16 protein-coding genes are annotated in these 19,982 nt (G+C 64.8%); 4 read left to right on the forward strand and 12 right to left on the reverse strand.

The genetic code is table 11. The features are described 5' to 3' along the window. The 4 genes from dbpA to CYJ07_RS06760 form a co-directional block, all read right to left on the reverse strand. Complete coding sequence (gene dbpA, locus CYJ07_RS06745; protein ID WP_104202906.1) at positions 1–1,401, reverse strand: ATP-dependent RNA helicase DbpA; 1,401 nt, start codon at positions 1,399–1,401, stop codon at positions 1–3. A 241-nt stretch (positions 1,402–1,642) separates the two neighbouring features. Further along, a complete protein-coding gene (locus CYJ07_RS06750) occupies positions 1,643–3,085 on the reverse strand; it encodes an efflux transporter outer membrane subunit (protein WP_104202907.1) in 1,443 nt (480 codons plus the stop codon). After that, a complete protein-coding gene (locus CYJ07_RS06755) occupies positions 3,078–6,254 on the reverse strand; it encodes an efflux RND transporter permease subunit (protein WP_104202908.1) in 3,177 nt (1,058 codons plus the stop codon). The genes CYJ07_RS06750 and CYJ07_RS06755 overlap by 8 nt, the downstream gene beginning before the upstream one ends. A gap of 101 nt (positions 6,255–6,355) precedes the next feature. Next, positions 6,356–7,558: an efflux RND transporter periplasmic adaptor subunit gene (locus CYJ07_RS06760; protein WP_422666947.1), complete on the reverse strand. Its 1,203-nt coding sequence runs from the start codon at positions 7,556–7,558 to the stop codon at positions 6,356–6,358. Positions 7,559–7,863: 305 nt separating this feature from the next. On the opposite strand from CYJ07_RS06760, the gene CYJ07_RS06765 reads away from it, so the two are divergent. After that, positions 7,864–8,841 carry a LysR family transcriptional regulator gene (locus CYJ07_RS06765; RefSeq protein WP_104202910.1) on the forward strand — a complete coding sequence of 326 codons (978 nt, stop codon included), beginning with the start codon at positions 7,864–7,866 and terminating at the stop codon, positions 8,839–8,841. A gap of 34 nt (positions 8,842–8,875) precedes the next feature. Here CYJ07_RS06765 and CYJ07_RS06770 read toward each other — a convergent pair whose 3' ends face one another. Further along, a complete protein-coding gene (locus tag CYJ07_RS06770; protein ID WP_104202911.1) occupies positions 8,876–9,292 on the reverse strand; it encodes a RidA family protein in 417 nt (138 codons plus the stop codon). 31 nt (positions 9,293–9,323) lie between these two features. Continuing rightward, entirely contained in the window at positions 9,324–11,213 is a 1,890-nt protein-coding gene (locus CYJ07_RS06775) for an ABC transporter ATP-binding protein (RefSeq protein ID WP_104202912.1), read from the reverse strand. A 396-nt stretch (positions 11,214–11,609) separates the two neighbouring features. Here CYJ07_RS06775 and soxR point away from each other — a divergent pair, with 396 nt between their 5' ends. Next, positions 11,610–12,059, forward strand: coding sequence for a redox-sensitive transcriptional activator SoxR (gene soxR, locus CYJ07_RS06780; protein ID WP_104202913.1), 450 nt, complete (start codon positions 11,610–11,612; stop codon positions 12,057–12,059). Positions 12,060–12,190: 131 nt separating this feature from the next. Continuing rightward, positions 12,191–12,802, forward strand: a complete 612-nt coding sequence (locus CYJ07_RS06785; protein WP_104202914.1) for a glutathione S-transferase family protein — start codon at positions 12,191–12,193, stop codon at positions 12,800–12,802. Positions 12,803–12,883: 81 nt separating this feature from the next. Here CYJ07_RS06785 and CYJ07_RS06790 read toward each other — a convergent pair whose 3' ends face one another. Both CYJ07_RS06790 and CYJ07_RS06795 read right to left on the reverse strand, forming a co-directional pair. Continuing rightward, positions 12,884–13,105, reverse strand: coding sequence for a hypothetical protein (locus CYJ07_RS06790; protein WP_104202915.1), 222 nt, complete (start codon positions 13,103–13,105; stop codon positions 12,884–12,886). A 108-nt stretch (positions 13,106–13,213) separates the two neighbouring features. Beyond that, on the reverse strand, positions 13,214–14,407 hold the full coding sequence (locus CYJ07_RS06795) for a M24 family metallopeptidase (protein WP_104202916.1): 1,194 nt from the start codon (positions 14,405–14,407) through the stop codon (positions 13,214–13,216). Positions 14,408–14,556: 149 nt separating this feature from the next. Here CYJ07_RS06795 and CYJ07_RS06800 point away from each other — a divergent pair, with 149 nt between their 5' ends. Further along, positions 14,557–15,279 (forward strand): YebC/PmpR family DNA-binding transcriptional regulator, encoded by a 723-nt coding sequence (locus CYJ07_RS06800; protein WP_104202917.1) that lies wholly within the window; start codon positions 14,557–14,559, stop codon positions 15,277–15,279. A 67-nt stretch (positions 15,280–15,346) separates the two neighbouring features. Here the strand turns inward: CYJ07_RS06800 and CYJ07_RS06805 are convergent, their stop codons facing one another. From CYJ07_RS06805 to ftsH, 4 genes are all read right to left on the reverse strand, one after another. Continuing rightward, on the reverse strand, positions 15,347–16,564 hold the full coding sequence (locus tag CYJ07_RS06805; RefSeq protein WP_104202918.1) for a DUF3618 domain-containing protein: 1,218 nt from the start codon (positions 16,562–16,564) through the stop codon (positions 15,347–15,349). Then, positions 16,561–16,998 (reverse strand): phage holin family protein, encoded by a 438-nt coding sequence (locus CYJ07_RS06810; RefSeq protein WP_104202919.1) that lies wholly within the window; start codon positions 16,996–16,998, stop codon positions 16,561–16,563. Before CYJ07_RS06810 ends, CYJ07_RS06805 begins: the two co-directional genes overlap by 4 nt. A 63-nt stretch (positions 16,999–17,061) precedes the next feature. Continuing rightward, entirely contained in the window at positions 17,062–17,604 is a 543-nt protein-coding gene (locus CYJ07_RS20270) for a hypothetical protein (RefSeq protein ID WP_156085477.1), read from the reverse strand. 338 nt (positions 17,605–17,942) lie between these two features. Further along, entirely contained in the window at positions 17,943–19,877 is a 1,935-nt protein-coding gene (gene ftsH / locus CYJ07_RS06820; RefSeq protein ID WP_104202921.1) for an ATP-dependent zinc metalloprotease FtsH, read from the reverse strand. Positions 19,878–19,982 lie beyond the last annotated feature (105 nt).

Here is a 19,982-nt window from a genome sequence, read left to right on the forward strand (position 1 = left end):
TCAGCGGCTGACACGCCGGGCGCGGAACGAGCGCCCCTTGAGTTTGCCCGTGCCGAGCTGGGCGAGCGCCGCCTTGGCGACCTCGCGCTGCACGGCCACGTAGGCGCTGCGCTCCAGTACCTTGATCTTGCCGACCTGATCGCCGGCGATGCCGCCATCGCCGGTCAGGGCGCCAAGGATATCGCCAGGGCGCACCTTCTGCTTCTTGCCGCCGTCGAGCTGCAGCGTGGCCATATCCGGCTTGAAGGGTGCCTGTGCCAATACATCGCGCGGCGGCAGCGGCGCATCCTCGAGCGGCTCACCGAGGAACTCGACCAACCGCTCCAGCCGATAGGCTTCGCGCTCGGTGACCAGAGTGCAAGCCACACCGGAGCTGCCGGCACGGCCGGTACGCCCGACGCGGTGTATATGCACCTCGAGGTCACGGGCAATCTGGTAATTGAACACTGCATCCAGCGCTTCGATATCCAGCCCGCGTGCTGCCACGTCGGTCGCCACCAGAACGGAAACGCTGTGGTTGGCGAACAGGATCAGGATGCGGTCACGATCGCGCTGTTCCAGGTCGCCATGCAGTGCCAGAGCACTGAAGCCAGCCTCGCAAAGGGCATCGGCGACCTCCTGGGTCTCGCGCCGGGTGTTGCAGAACACTACGCTGGAACGCGGCTTGTATTGCAGAAGCAACCTGCACAGCACAGAGAAGCGCTCCGGCTCGTCCGCCACCCGGTAGACGCGCTGGCGAATGGTGGTCTCGTCATGGACCTCGGCCACCGCCACCTCGGCAGGGTCACGCATCAGTCCCTCGGCAATGCGCCGGATGTCGTTGCTGTAGGTTGCGCTGAACAGCAGGGTCTGACGGCTGGCCGGCGTCTCGGCGACAATCGCCTCCATGCTGGCCTGGAAACCCATGTCGAGCATCCGGTCGGCTTCGTCCAGCACCAAAGTCTCGAGAGAAGTGAGAACGAGCGACCCCTTGCGCAGGTGCTCCTCCACCCGGCCCGGGGTACCCACGACGACATGCGCACCATGAGCCAGCGAGGCAAGCTGTGGTCCGAAAGGGGACCCGCCGCACAGGGTAAGGACCTTGACGTTGGCCAGGGTACGCGCCAGCCGCCGAATCTCCCCCGCCACTTGGTCGGCCAACTCGCGGGTCGGGCAGAGCACCAGCGTCTGTACGCAAAAGCGCGTCACGACGAGACGCGACAACAGCCCCAGGCCGAACGCCGCAGTCTTGCCCGAGCCGGTCTTCGCCTGGGCGATCACGTCACGGCCCGCCAGCATCAAAGGCAGGCTCCTCGCCTGGACGGGGGTCATGGCGCGGTAGCCGAGCGAATCGAGATTGGCCAGCAGCTCTGGCGTCAGCGGCAGTGAGGCAAAAGCCCCATCGTTGGGAGAATCGGACACTATAAAGAGGACCTGCAACGGATTGTGCGGTTGCCGAGGCGGCAAGCAAACGAAGGCGGGGTACCGAGAGGCACGAGCCGAGGATAAAGGAAGGCAGACAGAATAGCAGAAAGCGACGGGCGATGGGGAACTACGGCTCAAGGTCACGATGATGACGGAGGATGCCGGGCAGGGTGCCGGCCTCCACCGGCACCCTGCCCGTCTGTCACTCTCGCGTTGCTCGAGCGTTGCTGTGGGGCGATTAGGTGGTTTCAACCTCCCTCGGGCCGCTCACGCTTTCACCGATGCGCTCCTCCCAGCCACCGGCCAACGCCCGGTAGAGCCCTACCAACGCGGTGGCGGCGCGAACATTACCGCGCGCCAGGCTGTCCTCGGCTTCCAGCAGCGAACGCTCGGCGTCGATCACCGCGAGGAAGTCGACCACCCCCACCTCGAAGCGCACCCGTGCCTGACGGGCCGCCTCGGCGCTGGCTTCGGCGGCCGCTTCCAGGTGCTCGCGCTCACGTCGCGCCTGGGCATAGCGGGCGAGCGCCGTCTCGGTCTCCTCCAGGGCCAGCAGGATTGCCTGCTCATAGCGGGCCAGGTTGGCATCGGCATCGGCGTCGGCCGCCGCCATTCGCGCCCTCACCCGACCGCTGTCGAGGAACGACCAGTCGACACCCAGTGCGATCAGCCGCGTCTCGCTGTCGCGGCCGAACAGGTCGCTAGTGCTGGCGGCCTGGGTGCCCAGCAGGCCGTTCAGGGTGAATCGCGGGTAGAGGTCGGCGGTGGCCACACCGATACGCGCGGTGGCGGCATGCAGACGCCGCTCCGCCGCAGCGATGTCGGGGCGGCGACGCAGCAGCTCGCCGGGAAGCCCCGCGGCCACTTGGTCGTGCAGCGCCGGCAGTGGCGCAGGTGTCTCCAATCGAGCGATCAAGGCGGCGGGCTCGCGACCCGTCAATACGGCGAGCCGATGAGTGATCGCGGCGATCTCCCCTTCCAGCGACGGGATGCGCGACAGGGTACTCTCGAGCTGCGCCCGGGCACGCACGCTGTCGAATTCGGTGCCACGCCCCGCCTCGAGCCGGGCATCGACCAGCGCCAGCGACTCGCGCTGGTTGTCAGCGTTGGCCCGCGCCACGCGCAGCTGTTCCTGCAAGCCGCGCAGACGCACGTACTGGTCGACCAGTTCGCCGACCACTACCACTTGCATGGCGCGCAGGTCGGCGGCCGAGGCTTCCACCTCCGCCCGCTGGGCCTCCACGTTGCGCCGCACGCGACCGAAGAAGTCGAGTTCCCATAGCGCCGACACACCGGCGTCGAAGCTGTCGAAGTCGCGTTGGGAGCGCGTCGCCTCCGGCATCTGGTCGGCGCTGGCGCGCTGGTGGGCGGCGCCGGCTTGGGCGGTGACGCTGGGCGCCAGGTCGCGGCGCGCCTGGCGCAGCAGCGCCAGGTTGCGGTCATGACTGGCCAGGGCGATGCGCAGGTCGTGATTGGCGTCGAACGCCGCATCGACCAACTCGTTCAACATCGGGTCGTCGAAGCGGCGCCAGAAGTCGCGTTCGGCTGCCTCGGTCGTGATCAGCCCCGCCTCGGCACGCGCCAGACTGGCGGGAGCCGTCGGCTCCGGCGTCCGGTAGTCGGGGCCCACGGCGCAGGCGGCCAGCGCCAGCGTCAACGGCAGGATCATCAGGTTACGCATGGTATTGCCCCTCCATCGGCATCTCCTCTCGGGGCGGCTCTTCCTGCCCGCGCGTGACCAGCTTGCGCAAGGCGACGTAGAACACCGGGGTCAGGAACAGACCGAACAGGGTCACGCCGAGCATGCCGGCGAACACTGCCGTGCCCAGCGCCTGGCGCACCTCGGCGCCGGCACCGCCGGCCAGCATCAGCGGCACCACCGCCGCGGTGAAGGTGATCGAGGTCATGATGATCGGCCGCAGGCGCAGGCGGCACGCCTCCAGCGCGGCCTCGACGATGCCGCGACCCTGTATCTCGAGTTCGCGGGCGAATTCGACGATAAGGATGGCGTTCTTGCACGCCAGGCCGATCAGCACCACCAGTCCCACCTGCACGAAGATATTATTGTCACCGCCGGTGAGCTTCACCCCGATCAGCGCCGAGAGCATGCACATCGGCACGATCAGAATCACCGCCAGCGGCAGTGTCCAGCTCTCGTAGAGCGCGGCGAGCGCCAGAAATACAAGCAGGATCGCCAGCGGGAACACCACCAGCGCCGCCCCGCCCTGGTTGACCTGCTGGTAGCTGAGGTCGGTCCATTCGAAGGTCATGCCCGCCGGTAGCACCGCCGGGGCAAGGTGCTCGACCACCTCGATCGCCTGGCTCGACGACAGCACTCGCGGGTCCGCCTCGCCCATCAGGTCGGCGGCCGGGTAGCCGTTGTAGCGAATCACCGGGTCGGGCCCGAAGGTCCGGTCGACCCGGATCATGCTACCGATCGGCACCATTTCGCCGTACGCGTTACGGGTGCGCAGGCGATCGATGTTCTCCACGTCCATACGGTAATCGCCGTCGGCCTGGGCCATGACCTGCCAGGTACGACCGAAGCGGTTGAAGTCGTTGACGTAGACTGAGCCCAGGTAGACCTGCAGGGTCTCGAACAGGTCGGTCAACGCCACGCCCTGGGTCTTGGCCTTGACCCGGTCGACGTGCAGGTCGAGCTGCGGCACGTTGGACTGGTACGAGGTGATCGGATAGCCCATGCCCGGCGTCTGCATCAGCGCGCCGCTGAAACCATCGACAGCCTGCTGAAGTTCGCCATAGCCCAGCCCGGCGCGGTCCTGAATGAACAGCGAGAAGCCCGAACCCGAGCCGATACCGAGGATCGCCGGCGGGGTGAAGGCGAAGCTGAACGCCTCCTGCAGGCCGCCGAACTTGCCGTTGAGTTCGGCGACGATCTCCTCGGCGCTGCGCGAGCGCGCTTCGAACGGGTCGAGGCCGAAGAACACCGTGCCGGTGTTGGGCGTGTTGGTGAACTGCAGCGGATTGAGCCCTGGGAAGGCCACCGCCGAACTGACACCGTCGGTTTCCAGCGCCAGGTCGGTCATGCGCCGGATCACCTCCTCGGTACGATCCAGCGAGGCCCCTTCCGGCAGCTTGGCTCCGCCGATCAGGTACATCTTGTCCTGCGTGGGAATGAAGCCGCCGGGTACCAGCTGGAACATCGTCCCGGTACCCACCAGCAGCAGCGCATAGACGGCGAACACCACGCCGCGCCGACGCAGGCTACGCGTCACGCCGCGCTGGTAGCGCTCGGAGCTGGCGCCGAAGAAGCGGTTGAAGGGCCGGAACAACCAGCCGAAGAGGAAATCGATCAGGCGCGACAGGCGGTCCTTCGGCGCGTCGTGGGGCTTGAGCAGCATCGCCGCCAGCGCCGGCGACAGCGTCAGCGAATTGATCGCCGAAATCACCGTGGAGATGGCGATGGTCACCGCGAACTGACGGTAGAACTGCCCGGTAACGCCCTCGAGAAAGGCCATCGGCACGAACACCGCGCACAGCACCACCGAGATGGCGATGATCGGCCCGCTTACCTCGCGCATGGCCTGGTGGGCCGCTGCTAGCGGGGCGAGCCCCTCCTCGATGTTGCGCTCGACGTTCTCCACCACCACGATGGCGTCGTCGACCACGATGCCGATCGCCAGCACCAGCCCGAACAGGGTCAGCGTATTGATCGAGAACCCCAGCAGGTAGAGTACGGCAAAGGTGCCGACGATCGACACCGGCACTGCCAGCAGCGGGATCACCGAGGCGCGCCAGGTCTGCAGGAACAGCGTCACCACCAGCACCACCAGCAGCACCGCCTCGAGCAGGGTCTTGATCACCGACTTGATCGAGTCGCGCACGAACACGGTGGGGTCGTAGACGATCTCGTATTCCACGCCGTCGGGGAAGCGCTCAGCCAACTCGTCCATCTTGTCGCGTACCGCATCCGACAGCGCGATGGCATTGGAGCCCGGCGCCTGGAAGATACCGATGGCCACCGCTTGCTGATTATCGAGCAGCGAGCGCAGCGAATACTCGGCGGCACCGAGTTCGATGCGCGCCACGTCGGAGAGATAGGTGATCTGGCCGTCGCTGCCGGCCTTGACCACTATGTTGCCGAACTCCTCCTCGGTGGTCAGGCGCCCCTGGGCGTTGATCGAAATCAGGAAGTCCGAGCTCGTGGGCGTCGGCGGCGCACCGAGCTGCCCCGCCGAAACCTGCACGTTCTGCTCGCGGATCGCGGCGATGATATCGCCCGCGGTGAGTCCGAGGGCAGCGGCACGATCGGGGTCGATCCACACCCGCATGGCGTAGTCGCCGGCGCCGAACAGCATCGCCTGGCCCACCCCGGGCAGGCGTGCCAGCTCGTCGCGCACGTGCAGTGCCGCATAGTTGCGCAGGTAGGTACTGTCATAGCGCCCGTCGGGCGAAATCAGCTGCGGCACCATGGTCAGGTCGGGCGACTGCTTGTCGGTGGTCACGCCCTGTCGACGCACCGCCTCGGGCAGCCGGGCCAGCGCCTGGCTGACCCGGTTCTGCACCTGAACCTGGGCCTCGTCCGGGTCGGCGCCGGGACGGAAAGTCAGCGTCATCGCCAGCACCCCGTCGGAGCCGGCCACCGACTTCATGTACATCAGATTCTCGACCCCGGTGATCGCCTCCTCCAGTGGCGTGGCCACCGTCTCGGCGATCTCCTTGGGGTTGGCGCCGGGATAGACCGCGCGCACCTGTACGGTGGGCGGCACCACATCGGGGTACTCGCTGACCGGGAGCAGCGGGATGGTGATCGCCCCGGCGATGAAAATCAGGATCGACAGCACCGCGGCGAAGATCGGCCGGTCGACGAAGAACTTGGCGAAATCCATGACAAGACTCCCTCCCGGTGCGGACAGCCAAGTCCGCGCCGAAGATCGTTCAGGGGTTTATACGTTTGTTATGTCACATCGAGCGGTGCCGCCTGGGGCGTTCAGCGCACGGCGGCCAGCTCGCTGCCACCCTCAGCCTGGCCGCGCATGTCGACGCTTTCCGCCGCCACCTGCATGCCGGGGAAGAAGATCCGCTGGGCGCCATTCACGACCACCTGGTCACCGGGTTCGAGACCGGCGGCGACGACACGCAGCCCATCGGCCATGCGCCCCAACTGCACGTCGCGACGCATGGCGCGTCCCTCTTCGTCGACCACGTAGACGTACTTGCGGTCCTGGTCGGTGAGCACGGCCTTGTCGTCGATCAGCAGCGAGCCCTCTGCCTCCCCCGCGAGTAGCTGCACACGGGCGTACATGCCCGGGGCGAAGCGGCCTTCGCTATTGTCGAGCACGGCGCGGGTCAGGATGGTACCGGCCTCGGCATCCAGGTGGTTGTCGACGAAGTCGACCTCGCCGCGGTAGGGAAAGCCTTCATCGGACGCCAGCCCCACGCGCACCGGTATGCCGCCCAGGCGGAAACTGGAACGCTCGCCGCTGCGCGCCATGGCGTCGTAATGCAGGTAGGCCTGCTCATTGCTATGGAAATGCACGTGGACCTGGTCCAGGGAGACGATACGGGTCAGCGGGGTGGCTTCGGACACCAAGTTGCCCGGCGTCACCAGGGCGCGACCGGTGCGTCCGGCGATCGGTGCGCGCACTTCGGTGAATTCCATGTTGAGCCGGGCCGTCTCGGCACTGGCCCGGGCGGCGAGTATGTCGGCCTCGGCCGTGGCCGCCGCCGCCCGCCGCTGGTCCAACTCTTCGCGGGAGATCGAGCGGCTCTGGGCCAGCGCCTCGGCCCTGGCGGCCTCGCTGCGGGCCAGCTCGGCCCGGGCCTGGGCCCGCTGAAGCTCGGCCTCGGCGCGTTCCAGCTCGGCACGATAGGGGCGCGGGTCGATCGTGAACAGCACGTCGCCCTTCTCGACCTCCTGGCCTTCGGTGTAGTGGATGCTATCGATGTAGCCCGAAACGCGAGGACGCAGGTCCACCGTTTCCACCGCCTCGATGCGGCCAGTGAACGCATCCCACAGCTCGACGTCCTCGACCAGCACCTGGGCGACGCTGACCTGAGGCGGTGGCGGGCCCTGCTGAGCACCCTCCTCCTCGGCGCCATCCGCCAGGCTATCGCAACCCGCCAGAACGATGAGTCCGACAACCATGGCGGTGACCATGAAGATTCGCCGGCTCCCTTGTTTCACGAACATCTTGTGGACGTTCATTGTTTCCCTCTCCTAGTACCAAGTAGCAGTTTGCAGTTGTCGGTTTGGATCCGGCAGGCAAATTCTTTAATTGACTTAGTTTTTGCGTGACTTTGTTTATGTCGTTTATTGGCGTTGTGATTCGACATCAGCAAACTTTGCCGTATGCCACTCTATTACGTTGCCGAACACTTGATTAGTCAGGCCGACAGGGAAATACTGTCCCATTGGCGGGATAGTCTCCGTGCGGCCATTCTCGTCTTTCGCAGCACTCCCTCCCTGACGTTGCAGGCACGGCACAGGACATCGATATGCTGCAGGATCTGAACGACGCCCTGATCTTCGCCAAGGTGGTGGAGCAAGGCAGTTTCATCGCCGCTGCCAACCAGCTGCGCCTCTCCAAGACCACCGTCAGTCGCAAGGTGCAGGCTCTCGAACAGCGCCTGGGCGCGCGCCTCCTGCACCGGACGACCCGCCGCCTGAGCCTGACCGAGGCCGGCTCCATCTACTTCGATTACTGCAACCGCATCGCCCGCGATCTGGGCGAGGCGGAAAGAGCCGTGCACCATCTCGAGGAGAGCCCCCGTGGCTGGCTCAGAGTCACTGCCCCCTTCACCATGTGCACCGAATTCACCTCGGTCCTGATACGGGATTTCCGCCAGTTGCACCCCCAGGTGCGCATCGAACTGGTGCTCTCCAACGAGCGCCTCGATCTGGTCGCCAACCAGATCGACGTGGCGCTGCGTGTGGGCGCCCTGCCCGACTCCAGCCTGGTGGCGCGTCCCCTGGCCCGCTTTCGCTCGTTCGTCTATGCCAGTGAGACCTACCTCGCTCGTCATGGCGAACCCAGAGTGCCGTCGGAACTGGCTTCTCACCCGGTCCTGGCCAAAGCCATGGATCAACGCGGCCAGCGCTACGTCTGGCAACTGCGCAACAGCGCGAGCCAGGAAACCGTCGAAGTGGAAGTCGACCCGGTGGCCATCGCCAACGACCCCTTCGCCCTGCGTGGCATGCTCGAAGATGGACAGGGCATCATGCTCGCCAATGAGTTCGTTGTCTGCCTCGGTGCGGAACCCACGCGGCCACGGCGCATCCTCGAAGGCTGGGAGGGCCCCGAGGTGGAGCTGAACGCGGTCTTTCCGGGCGGGCAACTCATCTCGCCCAAGGTTCGCACCTTCGTCGATTTCGTCGTCGAGAGCATGCGGATCGAGAGCCTATCGGCACCCGAGCCGTGGCAGCCTCCGGTTTACACTGGCGCTTCGGCCGAGGCCGTCGACGAGACGGCTTGAGCCGGTTGCCGGCGCGTTGCCTGCCGCTGCTCCGTCATGCGATGTCGGGCATTACCGCCTCCGCTTCGATCTCGATCAGCCATTCCGGCTCGGAGAGGCCGCTTACGATCATCCAGGAGGTCGCCGGTGGCGACTGGGGAAAGCGCGAGCGCAGCGCTTTCACCACCCCCTCCTGATCGTAGCGGGCGGCCTCGGCGATATAGATGCGCATCATCACAATGTCCGACAGATCGCCGCCCAGCGTGCCGAGGATCGCTTCGATATTGTCCAGCGCAGCGAAGGCCTGCCCTTCGAGATCTGGACCGACCAGGCATTCATGGGCGTCGACACCGACCTGGCCCGAGAGCAGGACTCTACAACCGCCTTTCACCATAACGGCCTGGCTGAAACCGTACTGCAGCGTATCCGGCACCCCACGCGGATTGACGACTTCCCGTTCCACTCCTTTCACTACCTTCTCCTCCTGTTGTGGGCGTGCTTGCTCACGACTCCACGCCCAGCGCCCGGTCGCTGCGCTCGGCGTCCTCGTCGAGGTCCAACGCCAGGAACCCCCCGGACTGCCGGCGCCACAGCGAGGCATAGAGGCCATCCTGGGCAAGCAGCTCACGGTGGGTGCCGCTCTCGACGATGCGCCCCTCGTCGATCACCACCAGGCGGTCCAGCATGGCGATGGTCGACAGGCGATGAGCGATGGCGATGACCGTCTTGCCCTCCATCAGGGTATAGAGCTGCTCCTGGATCGCCGCCTCGACCTCGGAGTCGAGCGCCGAGGTGGCCTCGTCGAGCACCAGGATCGGCGCGTTCTTGAGCAGCACCCGGGCGATGGCGATACGCTGGCGCTGGCCGCCGGAGAGCTTGACGCCGCGCTCGCCGACGTGGGCATCCAGCCCTCGACGACCTTCGAGATCCACCAGTTCGTCGATGAAGCTGTCGGCGTGGGCGCGGCGTACCGCCTCCAAGATCTCCTCTTCGCTGGCGTCGGGGCTGCCGTAGCGGATGTTGTCGCGCACCGAGCGATGCAGCAGCGAGGTGTCCTGGGTGACCATGCCGATCTTCTGGCGCAGCGACTCCTGAGTGACCCGGGAAATGTCCTGACCATCGATCAGGATGCGCCCGCCCTCCAAGTCGTAAAAACGCAGCAGCAGGTTGGCGAGGGTCGACTTGCCGGCCCCCGAGCGGCCGATCAGCCCCACCTTCTCGCCCGGGGCGATGTTCAACGTGAGGCCATCGAACACCCGATTCGTCTCGCCGTCCGGACGGGCGTAGCCGAAGCGCAACGCGTCAAAGCGAATCTCGCCACGGGGGACCGTGAGCGCGGTGGCATCGGGTGCGTCCTTGATCGCCGGTTCGCGGGCGATGGTGTTGATGCCGTCCTGCACCGTGCCGATGTTCTCGAACAGTCCCGCCACTTCCCACAGAATCCAGTTGGACATGAAGCGGATGCGCATCACCAGGGCGATGGCGACGGCGATGATGCCGAGCGACACGGCCTCGAGATACCAGGCGCCGATGGCAACCGCCGCCACCCCGGCCAGCAGCAGTGAGTTGAGCAGAGTCAGGCTCACGGTAAGACCGGTAGCCAGGCGCATCTGGCGATGCACGGTGACCATGAACTGCTCCATGGCCTCGCGGGCGTAGGCCTGCTCGCGCCGGGTGTCGGCAAACAGCTTGATGGTCTGGATGTTGCTGTAGCTGTCGACGATACGCCCGGTCATCACCGCGCGGGCGTCGGCCTGCGCCATGGAGACCCGCCGCAAGCGCGGCACGAAGTACCACAGGATGGCCACGTAGCCGGCCAGCCATACCACCAGCGGCAGCATCAGCCAGGGCTCGGCCTGGCCCATCACCAGCATGGCGCCGGCGAAATAGACCAGCACGTAGACCATGAGGTCCAGCAGCTTGGTGACCGTCTCGCGGATCGCCAGGGCCGTCTGCATCACCTTCTGCGAGACGCGCCCGGCGAACTCGTCCTGATAGAACGCCAGGCTCTGGCTGAGCATGTGGCGGTGCGCCAGCCAGCGGCCGATCATGGGATAGTTGCCGAAGATGCCCTGGTGCATCACCAGCGACTGGAACAGTGTGAGCAGCGGCAGGCCAATCGCCACCAGTGCCGCCATGCCGGCCAGGCGCCAGCCATACTCGGCGAAGAACCCCTCACGCTCGGCATCCGAGAGCCAGTCCACCAGGTCGCCCATGTAGCTGAAGAACACTACCTCGGCGGCCGAGACCAGGGCCGTCAGCAGTGCCAGTGCCGCGAGCAGCGGCAACAGCGGACGCGAAAAATGAAGAACGAAGGCGGCGAGCCCACGCGGCGGTGTCTCGGTCTGCCCCGAAGGATAGGGATTCACCAGGGTTTCGAAAAAACGAAACATGACAACTCCATCGTCAAGAAAACTTCGGAAATTCACTTTTTACCGTTTGGCGATGATAGTTATCCAACGAAGGATGACTCCATCAGCCTCGCCTGACTCCCTCGCAATGGCGATTACCTCTCGGGTAGTTGCCAACCTTCGAGCGGCGATGAAGGGAGCCTAAGACCTCAAGTTAAGTCGAGGTCAAGCACTTCTTCGCCGCCGAGTTCGGTGAAAGCGAATACAGTAGGAGCCACCTCACCAAAAGGAAAATCACTATTCGAAATCCTATATATCAAGCACGCTTATATATTAAGAATGCGTGACAAAGTTCACTGTAGAGGTCCCCTTGATGGCTTGTCAGACTTCCAGCGACACGTTAAAAAGTCATCCTCCACTGTCCCAGGAAGACGCGAAATGTCGGCCCCACTCCAGCGCGAACTCAGTGTCGGCGAGGTTGCCAGCCGTAGCGGCCTGGCGGTGTCGGCCATTCACTTCTACGAGGCCAAGGGGCTGATCAAGAGTCGCCGCAACGCCGGCAACCAGCGCCGCTTCTCCCGGGACGTGCTGCGCCGCGTGGCGATCATCAAGGTCGCCCAGCGCACCGGCATCAGCCTGGACGAGATACGGCGCGCCTTCGAGACCCTGCCCGACTCCCACGCGCCGACCGCCGCCGACTGGCGGCGCCTCTCGGCCAGCTGGCGAGAGGCGCTGGACGAGCGCATCGATCGCCTCACGCAGCTGCGCGACCAGCTCGACCACTGCATCGGCTGTGGCTGTCTGTCGATGGAGGAGTGCCCCCTTCGCAACCCGGCGGATGAACTGGCCGAACAGGGCAGCGGGCCCCGGCTGCTGGATCCCGATTGAAGCATGTCTTTTCCTGTCGTTTCGGTGAGCGGGGTTTCGACAGCGTGACCGAGCGAAGGCGCAACGTTTAAGCGCCACGGAGTGAAGACGACACAAGCTGCTATTCTGTCGTCACCCCCTGGAGAACAACAATGAACGATCCACTCGTGCTATATACCCACCCCATGTCCCGCGGGCGGATCGCTCGCTGGATGCTGGAAGAGGTAGGTGCCCCCTATCGCACCGAACTCGTCGCCTTCGGTTCGGCCATGAAGTCGCTACCCTTTCTGGCTCTCAACCCCATGGGCAAGGTGCCGGTCCTGTGTCACGGCAACACGGTGGTGACCGAGTGCGCCGCGATCTGCGCCTACCTGGCCGATGCCTTTCCCGACGCCGACCTGGCCCCACCGCCGGCCGATCGTGGCAGCTATTATCGCTGGCTATTCTTCGCCGCCGGCCCCTTCGAAGCTGCGGTGACCGACCGAGATCTCGGCATGGAACCCAATATCGAGCAGCAGGGTCGGGTCGGCTACGGCACCATCGAGTCGGTGCTGGAAACGTTGGAACTGGCAATAAGTGAGCATGAATACATCGCCGGCGCCCATTTCACGGCAGCCGACGTCTACCTGGGTTCGCATATAGGATGGGGGCTACAGTACGGCAGCCTGGAGCCCTGCCCCGCCTTTACCGACTACTGGGCCCGTGTCAGCGATCGCGAGGCTTATCGGCGCGCCAAGGCGCTGGACGATCAGGCCATGCGCTAAGCTTCGTTCGAACCTCTCTCGACTCAACGACACGGCCGAGAGCCGGCATGGGGCGTCAGCGCCTGGCACGCACTCTTTCGGTCATTGCGCCTCGTAGGGGCGGGCCCACATGTCGTCGGGTTGATGGCGACCCAGGATCTCCTCCGCTTCCGGCTTCGATTCATCCGGTACGATGACCTTGATCTGACTGGCCTCCTTGTCGAAATGGAGCTTCTCGCGCGGGTAACCCTTCGAGATCAGATCATCGTAGGCGTTGGTCGCCTTCATGAGGTCGTGATACGTCGCCGTTAAGGTCTGAGTCATGAGATCCTCCTTCCATTGGTTGCCGGTCAGGCACGACGGTCATCCCGCCGCGCGGGATGTCCCTATGCTACTCCCAGTATAGTGAATGGCTCACATCGTCCAGTTCGCTCAGGGCACAGCGCTTTGGTGAAGCTGCCAGTCGTTGTCGGTCAGCGCCTCGCCGCCCTCTGGCGTGACCCGCACGGTATCGCTCAGTCCGATCCCCCATTGTCCCGGAATGCGCAGGCACAGCGGCAGGTGAAAGACCATGTCGGCCTCGAATTCGCGCGGCTGCCCGCGGGCGATGTAGCCGCTGCCCTCGACCCAGCTCGGCGGGAACTGCGCCCCCACGGCATAGCCGAACACTCCGGAGAAGAACACCCGCTCGGCGTGGGGCGCGAGCGCGGCCTCGGCGGCGCGGGCGGCATCGTCGAAGCTGCGGCCGGGGCGCATGGCATCGATCAGGGCATCGTAGACACTTCGGCAAACGTCGCGTAGCGCTTGCATCTCGGCGCTGGCCCGCCCCGCCACTGCGGTGCGCATCATCGGCGCGGTGTAGCGACGATAGGCCGCGCCGAATTCGAGGAAGACCGGCTCATCCGAGGCGATACGGTGCCGCTGATGGTTCATGTGGATCACGCTGCTGCGCCGCCCGGCGGTAACGATAGGCTGCATGCTCATGAACTCGCTGCCGCCCGCCAGCATGGCGCGGGCTCCCTCCGCCGCCACGTCACCGTCGGTCATGCCGGCGGCAAGGACCTGGGTGGCCGCATCGAGCCCCAGCGAGGTGATCCTGGCGCTCTCGCGCAGGCAGGCCAGCTCCGCCTGGCTCTTGACGATGCGGATACGGTCGACGAGATCACCACCGTCGTCGCGAAAACGTTCGGCGCCCAGGCGCGCCTGCAGTTCACGCAGTACGCCATGACGCAGCCCGGCGCCATACAGATCGAGGCCGATGGCGCGAAAAGGTGCGAGCGTCTCGGCCAGCGGTTCGATCACCTCGCCGATACCCTCCCAGCGATAGCCCAGTAGTTCGTCCGCCCGTGCGGTCACGACTGCCGGTCCGGTCTCGATGGAGGGGACCTGCAGCACCAACCGCTCGGCGGAACACACCAGGCAGGTATGTACCGACACCTCGAAGGTGTTGTAGCCGGTCAGGTAGTAGATATCGGCGGGATCGGTCAGCAGCAGGGCGTCCAGGCCGGACTCACGCATGGCACGGCGCACGCGGCTCAGGCGGGCATCGAATTCGCTGACGGGAAAGGCCAGCTCGGCGGACTCGAGTTGCTCGGCAAGGGCGTGGCGGTAACGATGATGGTCCATCTACAGGGCCTCCGGCGGCAAGGGTTGTCCCCTGGCAGTGTAGTCATGACTCTGGTCATGCCACCCATGGCGAAGGCGAAATAAGGCTGTTCCGAGCCATGTCGGTTTCGTAGAATCCAGCCTCGTATCCGATGCAACAGGACAACGTTATGGGCAGGGCCTTTCAAAACCGCAAGGAATCCATGGCCAAGACGGCCGCCGCCAAGACCAAGGTGTACAGCAAGTACGGGCGCGAAATTTATGTCTGCGCCAAGCAGGGCGGCACCGACCCCAACGGCAACCTGGCGCTGCGTGGGCTGATGGAGCGTGCGAAGAAGGACCAGGTGCCCAGCCACGTGATTGAGAAGGCGCTCGACAAGGCTAGCGGGGTGGGTGGCGAAGACTACTCGCCGGCTCGCTACGAAGGCTTCGGTCCGGGCAATTGCATGGTCATCGTCGACTGCTTGACCGACAACCCGAACCGCACCTTCGGCGACGTGCGCGCCTGTTTCAACAAGGCCAAGAGCAAGCTCGGCACGCCGGGCAGCGTCAGCCACATGTTCGACCACTGTGCCATCCTTGCCTTCTCCGGCAGCGACGAGGAAGCTACGCTGGAGGCGCTGATGGAGGCCGATGTCGATGTCACCGACATCGAGAACGAGGAGGGCCATATCACCGTCTTCGCCCCACATACCGAATACGCCAAGGCCAAGCAGGCGCTGATAGATGCCTTCGGCGAGATCGAGTTCGAGGTCGACGAGATCCAGTTCGTTCCGCAGACTACCACCCCGGTCGAGGGCGACGACGTGGCCATGTTCGAGAAGCTGCTCGACACTCTCAACGAGCTGGACGATGTGCAGAACGTTTACCACAACGCCGAAGTAGTCACCTGACGCAGCGCGCCGCACCGGCCTTCAGGCACGGTGCGGCGCAGTCACACCTTTTCAGGCTTGATGTTTCTCAAGCACCGCGGGGCGGCGTGGAGCCGCTGCCGCCGGGCTTCGAGCCGGAGGAGCCTGGGGAACCGGTGCCCGGGGTACTGGAACCCGAAGTGCCGGAGCCGGAGGTGCTGCCGGGGGCATGGGAACCGCTAGCGCCAGTCCCACCCTTTTTCGCCGCCGATTCGCTTCCGGTGCTTGCGCCAGCCCCCGTGGAAGTCGAACCGGCCCCCGTGGAAGTCGAGCCAGCCCCCGTGGAAGTCGAACCGGCCTTGGCGTAGCGCTCCTCGCTCGACCGATTCTCCACGTAGCTGGACGCATTGGAGGGGCTCGTATCACGAGCTGGCTGGGCACCGTGTTCGCGGGCTTCCGACTTCACCCGCTCCGCGGTCTCGTGCAGTTTCTCCTGCGCCCGCTCGGCCTGCTCCTGGCCAGCTTCGGTGGCACGATGCATGGCGCGGTCGCGGATATCTCCGAGATACTCGTTCTCCACCCGAGTCGGCGAAAACAGGCTGCCGAGCACGGCACCCATGGCAACCCCGAGAGCCCCGGCTACCAGCGGATGATCCTGAACGAAGTGACCAGCCTGGGAGCCGGCATCGCGCGCGCGATGAGTGATCGACTGCCCTCCCTGGCCCTGGGAGCGCATCCGTCCGCCCATGTGCTGAGCGCGCTCGCGCATCTGATCGCTCATGTGCTGGGCACGGTCACGTACCTGGCTACCCATGTGCTGGGCGCGCTCTTTCATGTTGCCGGCCATCTGTTGGGCCTTCTGCGTCATGCCGCCATGGCCGTGCTCATCCGAACCATGCTGCTGGGAGGCCCCCAGCGCAGCGGGGTCATGCCCCATGGTGGTGGTACCGGCGCCGCTGACTGTGCTACCTGGCATGCCGCCACCGTCGGGCATGCGCGTGGCAGGCATCGTCGAGCCGGGATAACCGCCAGCATAACGCCCATGGTCGTCGTGTGCATGGCTCGAGCGGCGCTGTGCGAGCAGCAGCCAACCCAGACCGATGCCGGTCACCATGACGGGCAAGGGGTTTTCACGGATCGCTCTTCCGATTGAGGTGACGGCATCTTCGGCCCCGCCATGACGTAGGTAATCGTAGGTAGTATTCATAAGCTTTTGGGGAGAGAATCTCTCTTCGATTTCGTGAAGGGTCTCATCCAGACGCGCCCGCGTCTGATGAATCTCGTGTTCGATTTCGTCCGATGTGCGCCGGTCATCCTGCTGGCTCATTTGAGCTCCTCCTTGACCGCCTCTTCATGCTCCTGGGTCAGCTCCTTGTCGCGACGCAGGCTGGCCATGGTGCGCGTCGGCATTAGGTTTTCCTTCTTGAGCTTATTGCGCCCTGCCTGCAGCATGATCAAGCCGATCACGACGACCACACCACCCACAATCAGGGCGGAGAGCCAAGGTGTCGTTTCCGGAGGAAGCACGGTATTGAGACCGAAGACCGCTGCAGCGAGGAGTACGAGAAAACCGCTGAACAGCACTGCCCCGGCCGTGGCGATCGATGCGATGCCACCCATGACCTTGGTGGTCTTCTCGCTCATCTCGACCTTGGCCAGCTCGGACTCCTTGCGCACGAGGGCCGTCACTTCACGGGCCAACTCCGTAAATAGCGAGCCGAGCGAAGCACTTTCCGTCCTGATTCTGTTATCCGCTTCCATGAGGTTTTGCCTCCCTTAGCGTTACTCGACATTGGCGAACGTTAACGGCGAGTGCCGAGACGCTCAGTAGCGCGGTGAATCACCCTGGCTGTAGCGCGACGTATCGCCCTGGCTGTAGCGCGACGTATCGTCCTGGCCGTAGCGCGACGTATCGTCCTGGCTGGAGCTACGCAGGAAGCGGGACAGCATGAAGCCTGCGGCAACCGCCCCGCCAAAGAACACAGCGGGATGCTGGCGGCTGTAGTAGCGTGTCTGTTCCATCAGCGAGGAAAGGTCGCGCTCGCGCAGAGTCTGCGAGAAGGCATCGGAGCGCTTGGCCAGCTCGTTGACGCAACCGGAGAAATAGGGCTGTTCCTGCTTGTCGAACTCGTCGGCCATTTTGTGCAGCACCGTCGAGACCCTTTCCGCCTGATCGGCTGCCGCCGACTTCTGACGGTCGAGCAGGCTTTCGGCCTGCTGGCGCGCGGCGTCGCGCAGCTCGTCCTTGGTTTCGCTCGCTTCTCGCTTCAGTTCCTCGCGGTTCAGCCCGTGATCGCGGCTGTCGTTGGCACCGGGATTTGCCCCGCTCGAAGTTCCAGCATTGTCGCGGCTATGGGTATCGCTCATTACGCCACCTCCTTGTCTCGCCATCTGACAAAGCCCGCCAATACCGACGTGGCTTATCCATTCACGAATTTCCAGCTAACACTCGAAAAATAGTCCCCATGCCTCCGCTGTCAATGCAGCGCGACCGCTGCACCCAAAAAGAGTGAAATCCCAGCAAGAAAGGAAAAGTTAGGTAACGTTTCACCTCATTTCGACTAACACAAAGATACGCAATCAAGCCCACTCATCATGCTGTCCCGCTCCGGCATCGCGCCAGGCTCGCCGCAGCGAAGCCCACCCTCTGCGGAGCCTCACCGACCCGAGACCCGAGCGGCTCATTTCCAGCCGGATGGGCGGCCTCACTCCACCATTTCCACTTCCACCAATCCATCGATCAGTTCGCGGATCTCGGCGGCATCCAGGGTCTCGCGCTCCTCGAGCGCCTGGGCGAGAGTATCCAGCGCCCGGCGGTTGCGCTCGAGCAGTTCGCGCCCGCGCGCTTCCAGCTCAATCAGCAAGCGACGGATCTCCTCGTCAACCACGCCCGCCATGGCCTCGCTGTGCTCGCGGGCCTGGGCCATCTCCTTGCCGAGAAAGACATGCTCATGGCTCTCCGAAAACGCCGCCGGTCCCACGCGCTCGCTCATGCCCCAGCGCCCCACCATGCGGCGCGCCAGACGGGTCGCCTGCTCGATGTCGTTCTCGGCGCCGCTACTGACCTCACCGAACGTGACCGCTTCGGCCAGGCGTCCGCCGAACATCACGGTGATGCGATCGCGCAGGTAAGCTTCGCCCAGGTTGTAGCGCTCCTCGTCGGGTACCTGTGCCGTTACGCCGAGCGCCCTGCCACGCGGCAACACGGTCACTTTCTCCAGCGGATCAGCCTTCGGCAGCAGGTAGGCCAACAGGGCATGACCCGATTCGTGATAGGCGACTACGTGGCGTTCGTCCTGGGCCAGACCCACGTCCTTGGTCTCGCCCAGTAGCAGCCGGTCGCGGGCATCGGCGAAGCAGGCCCAGTCGACCTCGTCCTGGCCCCGCCGACCGGCGAACAGCGCCGCCTCGTTGGTCAGGTTGGCAAGGTCGGCACCGGAGAAGCCGATGGTAATCTCCGCCAACCGCGCCAGGTCGACATCGTCGGCCAGCGGCATCTTGCGGGTGTGCACCTCAAGAATGCGACGACGCGCCTCGCGATGCGGATTCTCCAGCGTGATCTTGCGATCGAAGCGGCCCGGACGCAGCAACGCAGAATCCAGTACGTCGGGGCGGTTGGTCGCGGCCAGTACCACCACGGATTCCTCGACCTCGAAGCCATCCATTTCGGCCAAGATCTGATTGAGGGTTTGTTCGCGCTCGTCGTGTCCGCCTCCCATGCCCGCACCGCGCGAGCGGCCGATGGAATCGAGCTCATCGATGAAGATCACCGCCGGGGCCTGCTCCTTGGCCTGCTTGAACAGGTCACGCACCCGCGAGGCCCCTACGCCGACGAACATCTCGATGAACTCCGAGCCGCTGATACTGAAGAACGGCACCCCGGCCTCGCCGGCCACAGCACGCGCCATCAGCGTCTTGCCCGTGCCCGGCGGCCCCATCATCAGGATTCCGCGCGGAATCTTGGCGCCGAGGGCGTGAAAGCGGTCGGGCTCCTTGAGAAAGTCGATCACTTCGGTGATCTCCTGCTTGGCATTCTCGGAGCCAGCCACGTCATCGAGGCGCACCTGGCTCTCCTCGCTGCGTATCTGTCGCGCGCCGGACTTGCCCATGCTGAAAAGACCACCGCCTCCCGACATGGCGCGCTGCTGCATCCGGCCCCAGAACCAGAACAGCAGACCGAGAATCAGAATCCACGGCAGCGCCCCCAGCAGCACGCGCTGCCACCAGGGCGGATCGATGGGCTCGGCAGCGACGTGCACGCCGTTGGCCTCCAGGCGCTCGAGCAGGCGGGAATCCTCGACATCGGGTCGGGTGGTCTCGAAGGTCTCGACCTGCTCTTCTTCGCGGGCTTCCTGCCCCGCCTCGTTGAAACGGCCCTCCATCGACTGGCCGCGCAACGTGACCTCCTCGACCTGCCCCTCCTGAACGGCTTCGAGGAACTCGGAGTAGGTCAGCTCGACCTGGGCGCGCTGTTCATTGTTCTCCAGGAAATTGAAGAGCAGCAATATGGCGATGGCGAACCAGAGAAACAGCAGCCACTGCGGGCGCTGCTGCCGGGGCGACGCGGAGCCCGGCTCCATGTCCATGGGTGAACGACCACCGGAAGGGGCGTTCGATGGCTTCTGCGAATCAGAGGTCATTGAGGCACTCGCTTCCTTGGAATGTGCCTAATGACCATGGTTACCCCGGCCGACCTTTGCAAGGTCGGCGCGGCGAAACGGAGAGTGGGAACGGATTGCAGTAAA

This window comes from Billgrantia saliphila, assembly GCF_002930105.1.
Taxonomy (GTDB): domain Bacteria; phylum Pseudomonadota; class Gammaproteobacteria; order Pseudomonadales; family Halomonadaceae; genus Halomonas; species Halomonas saliphila.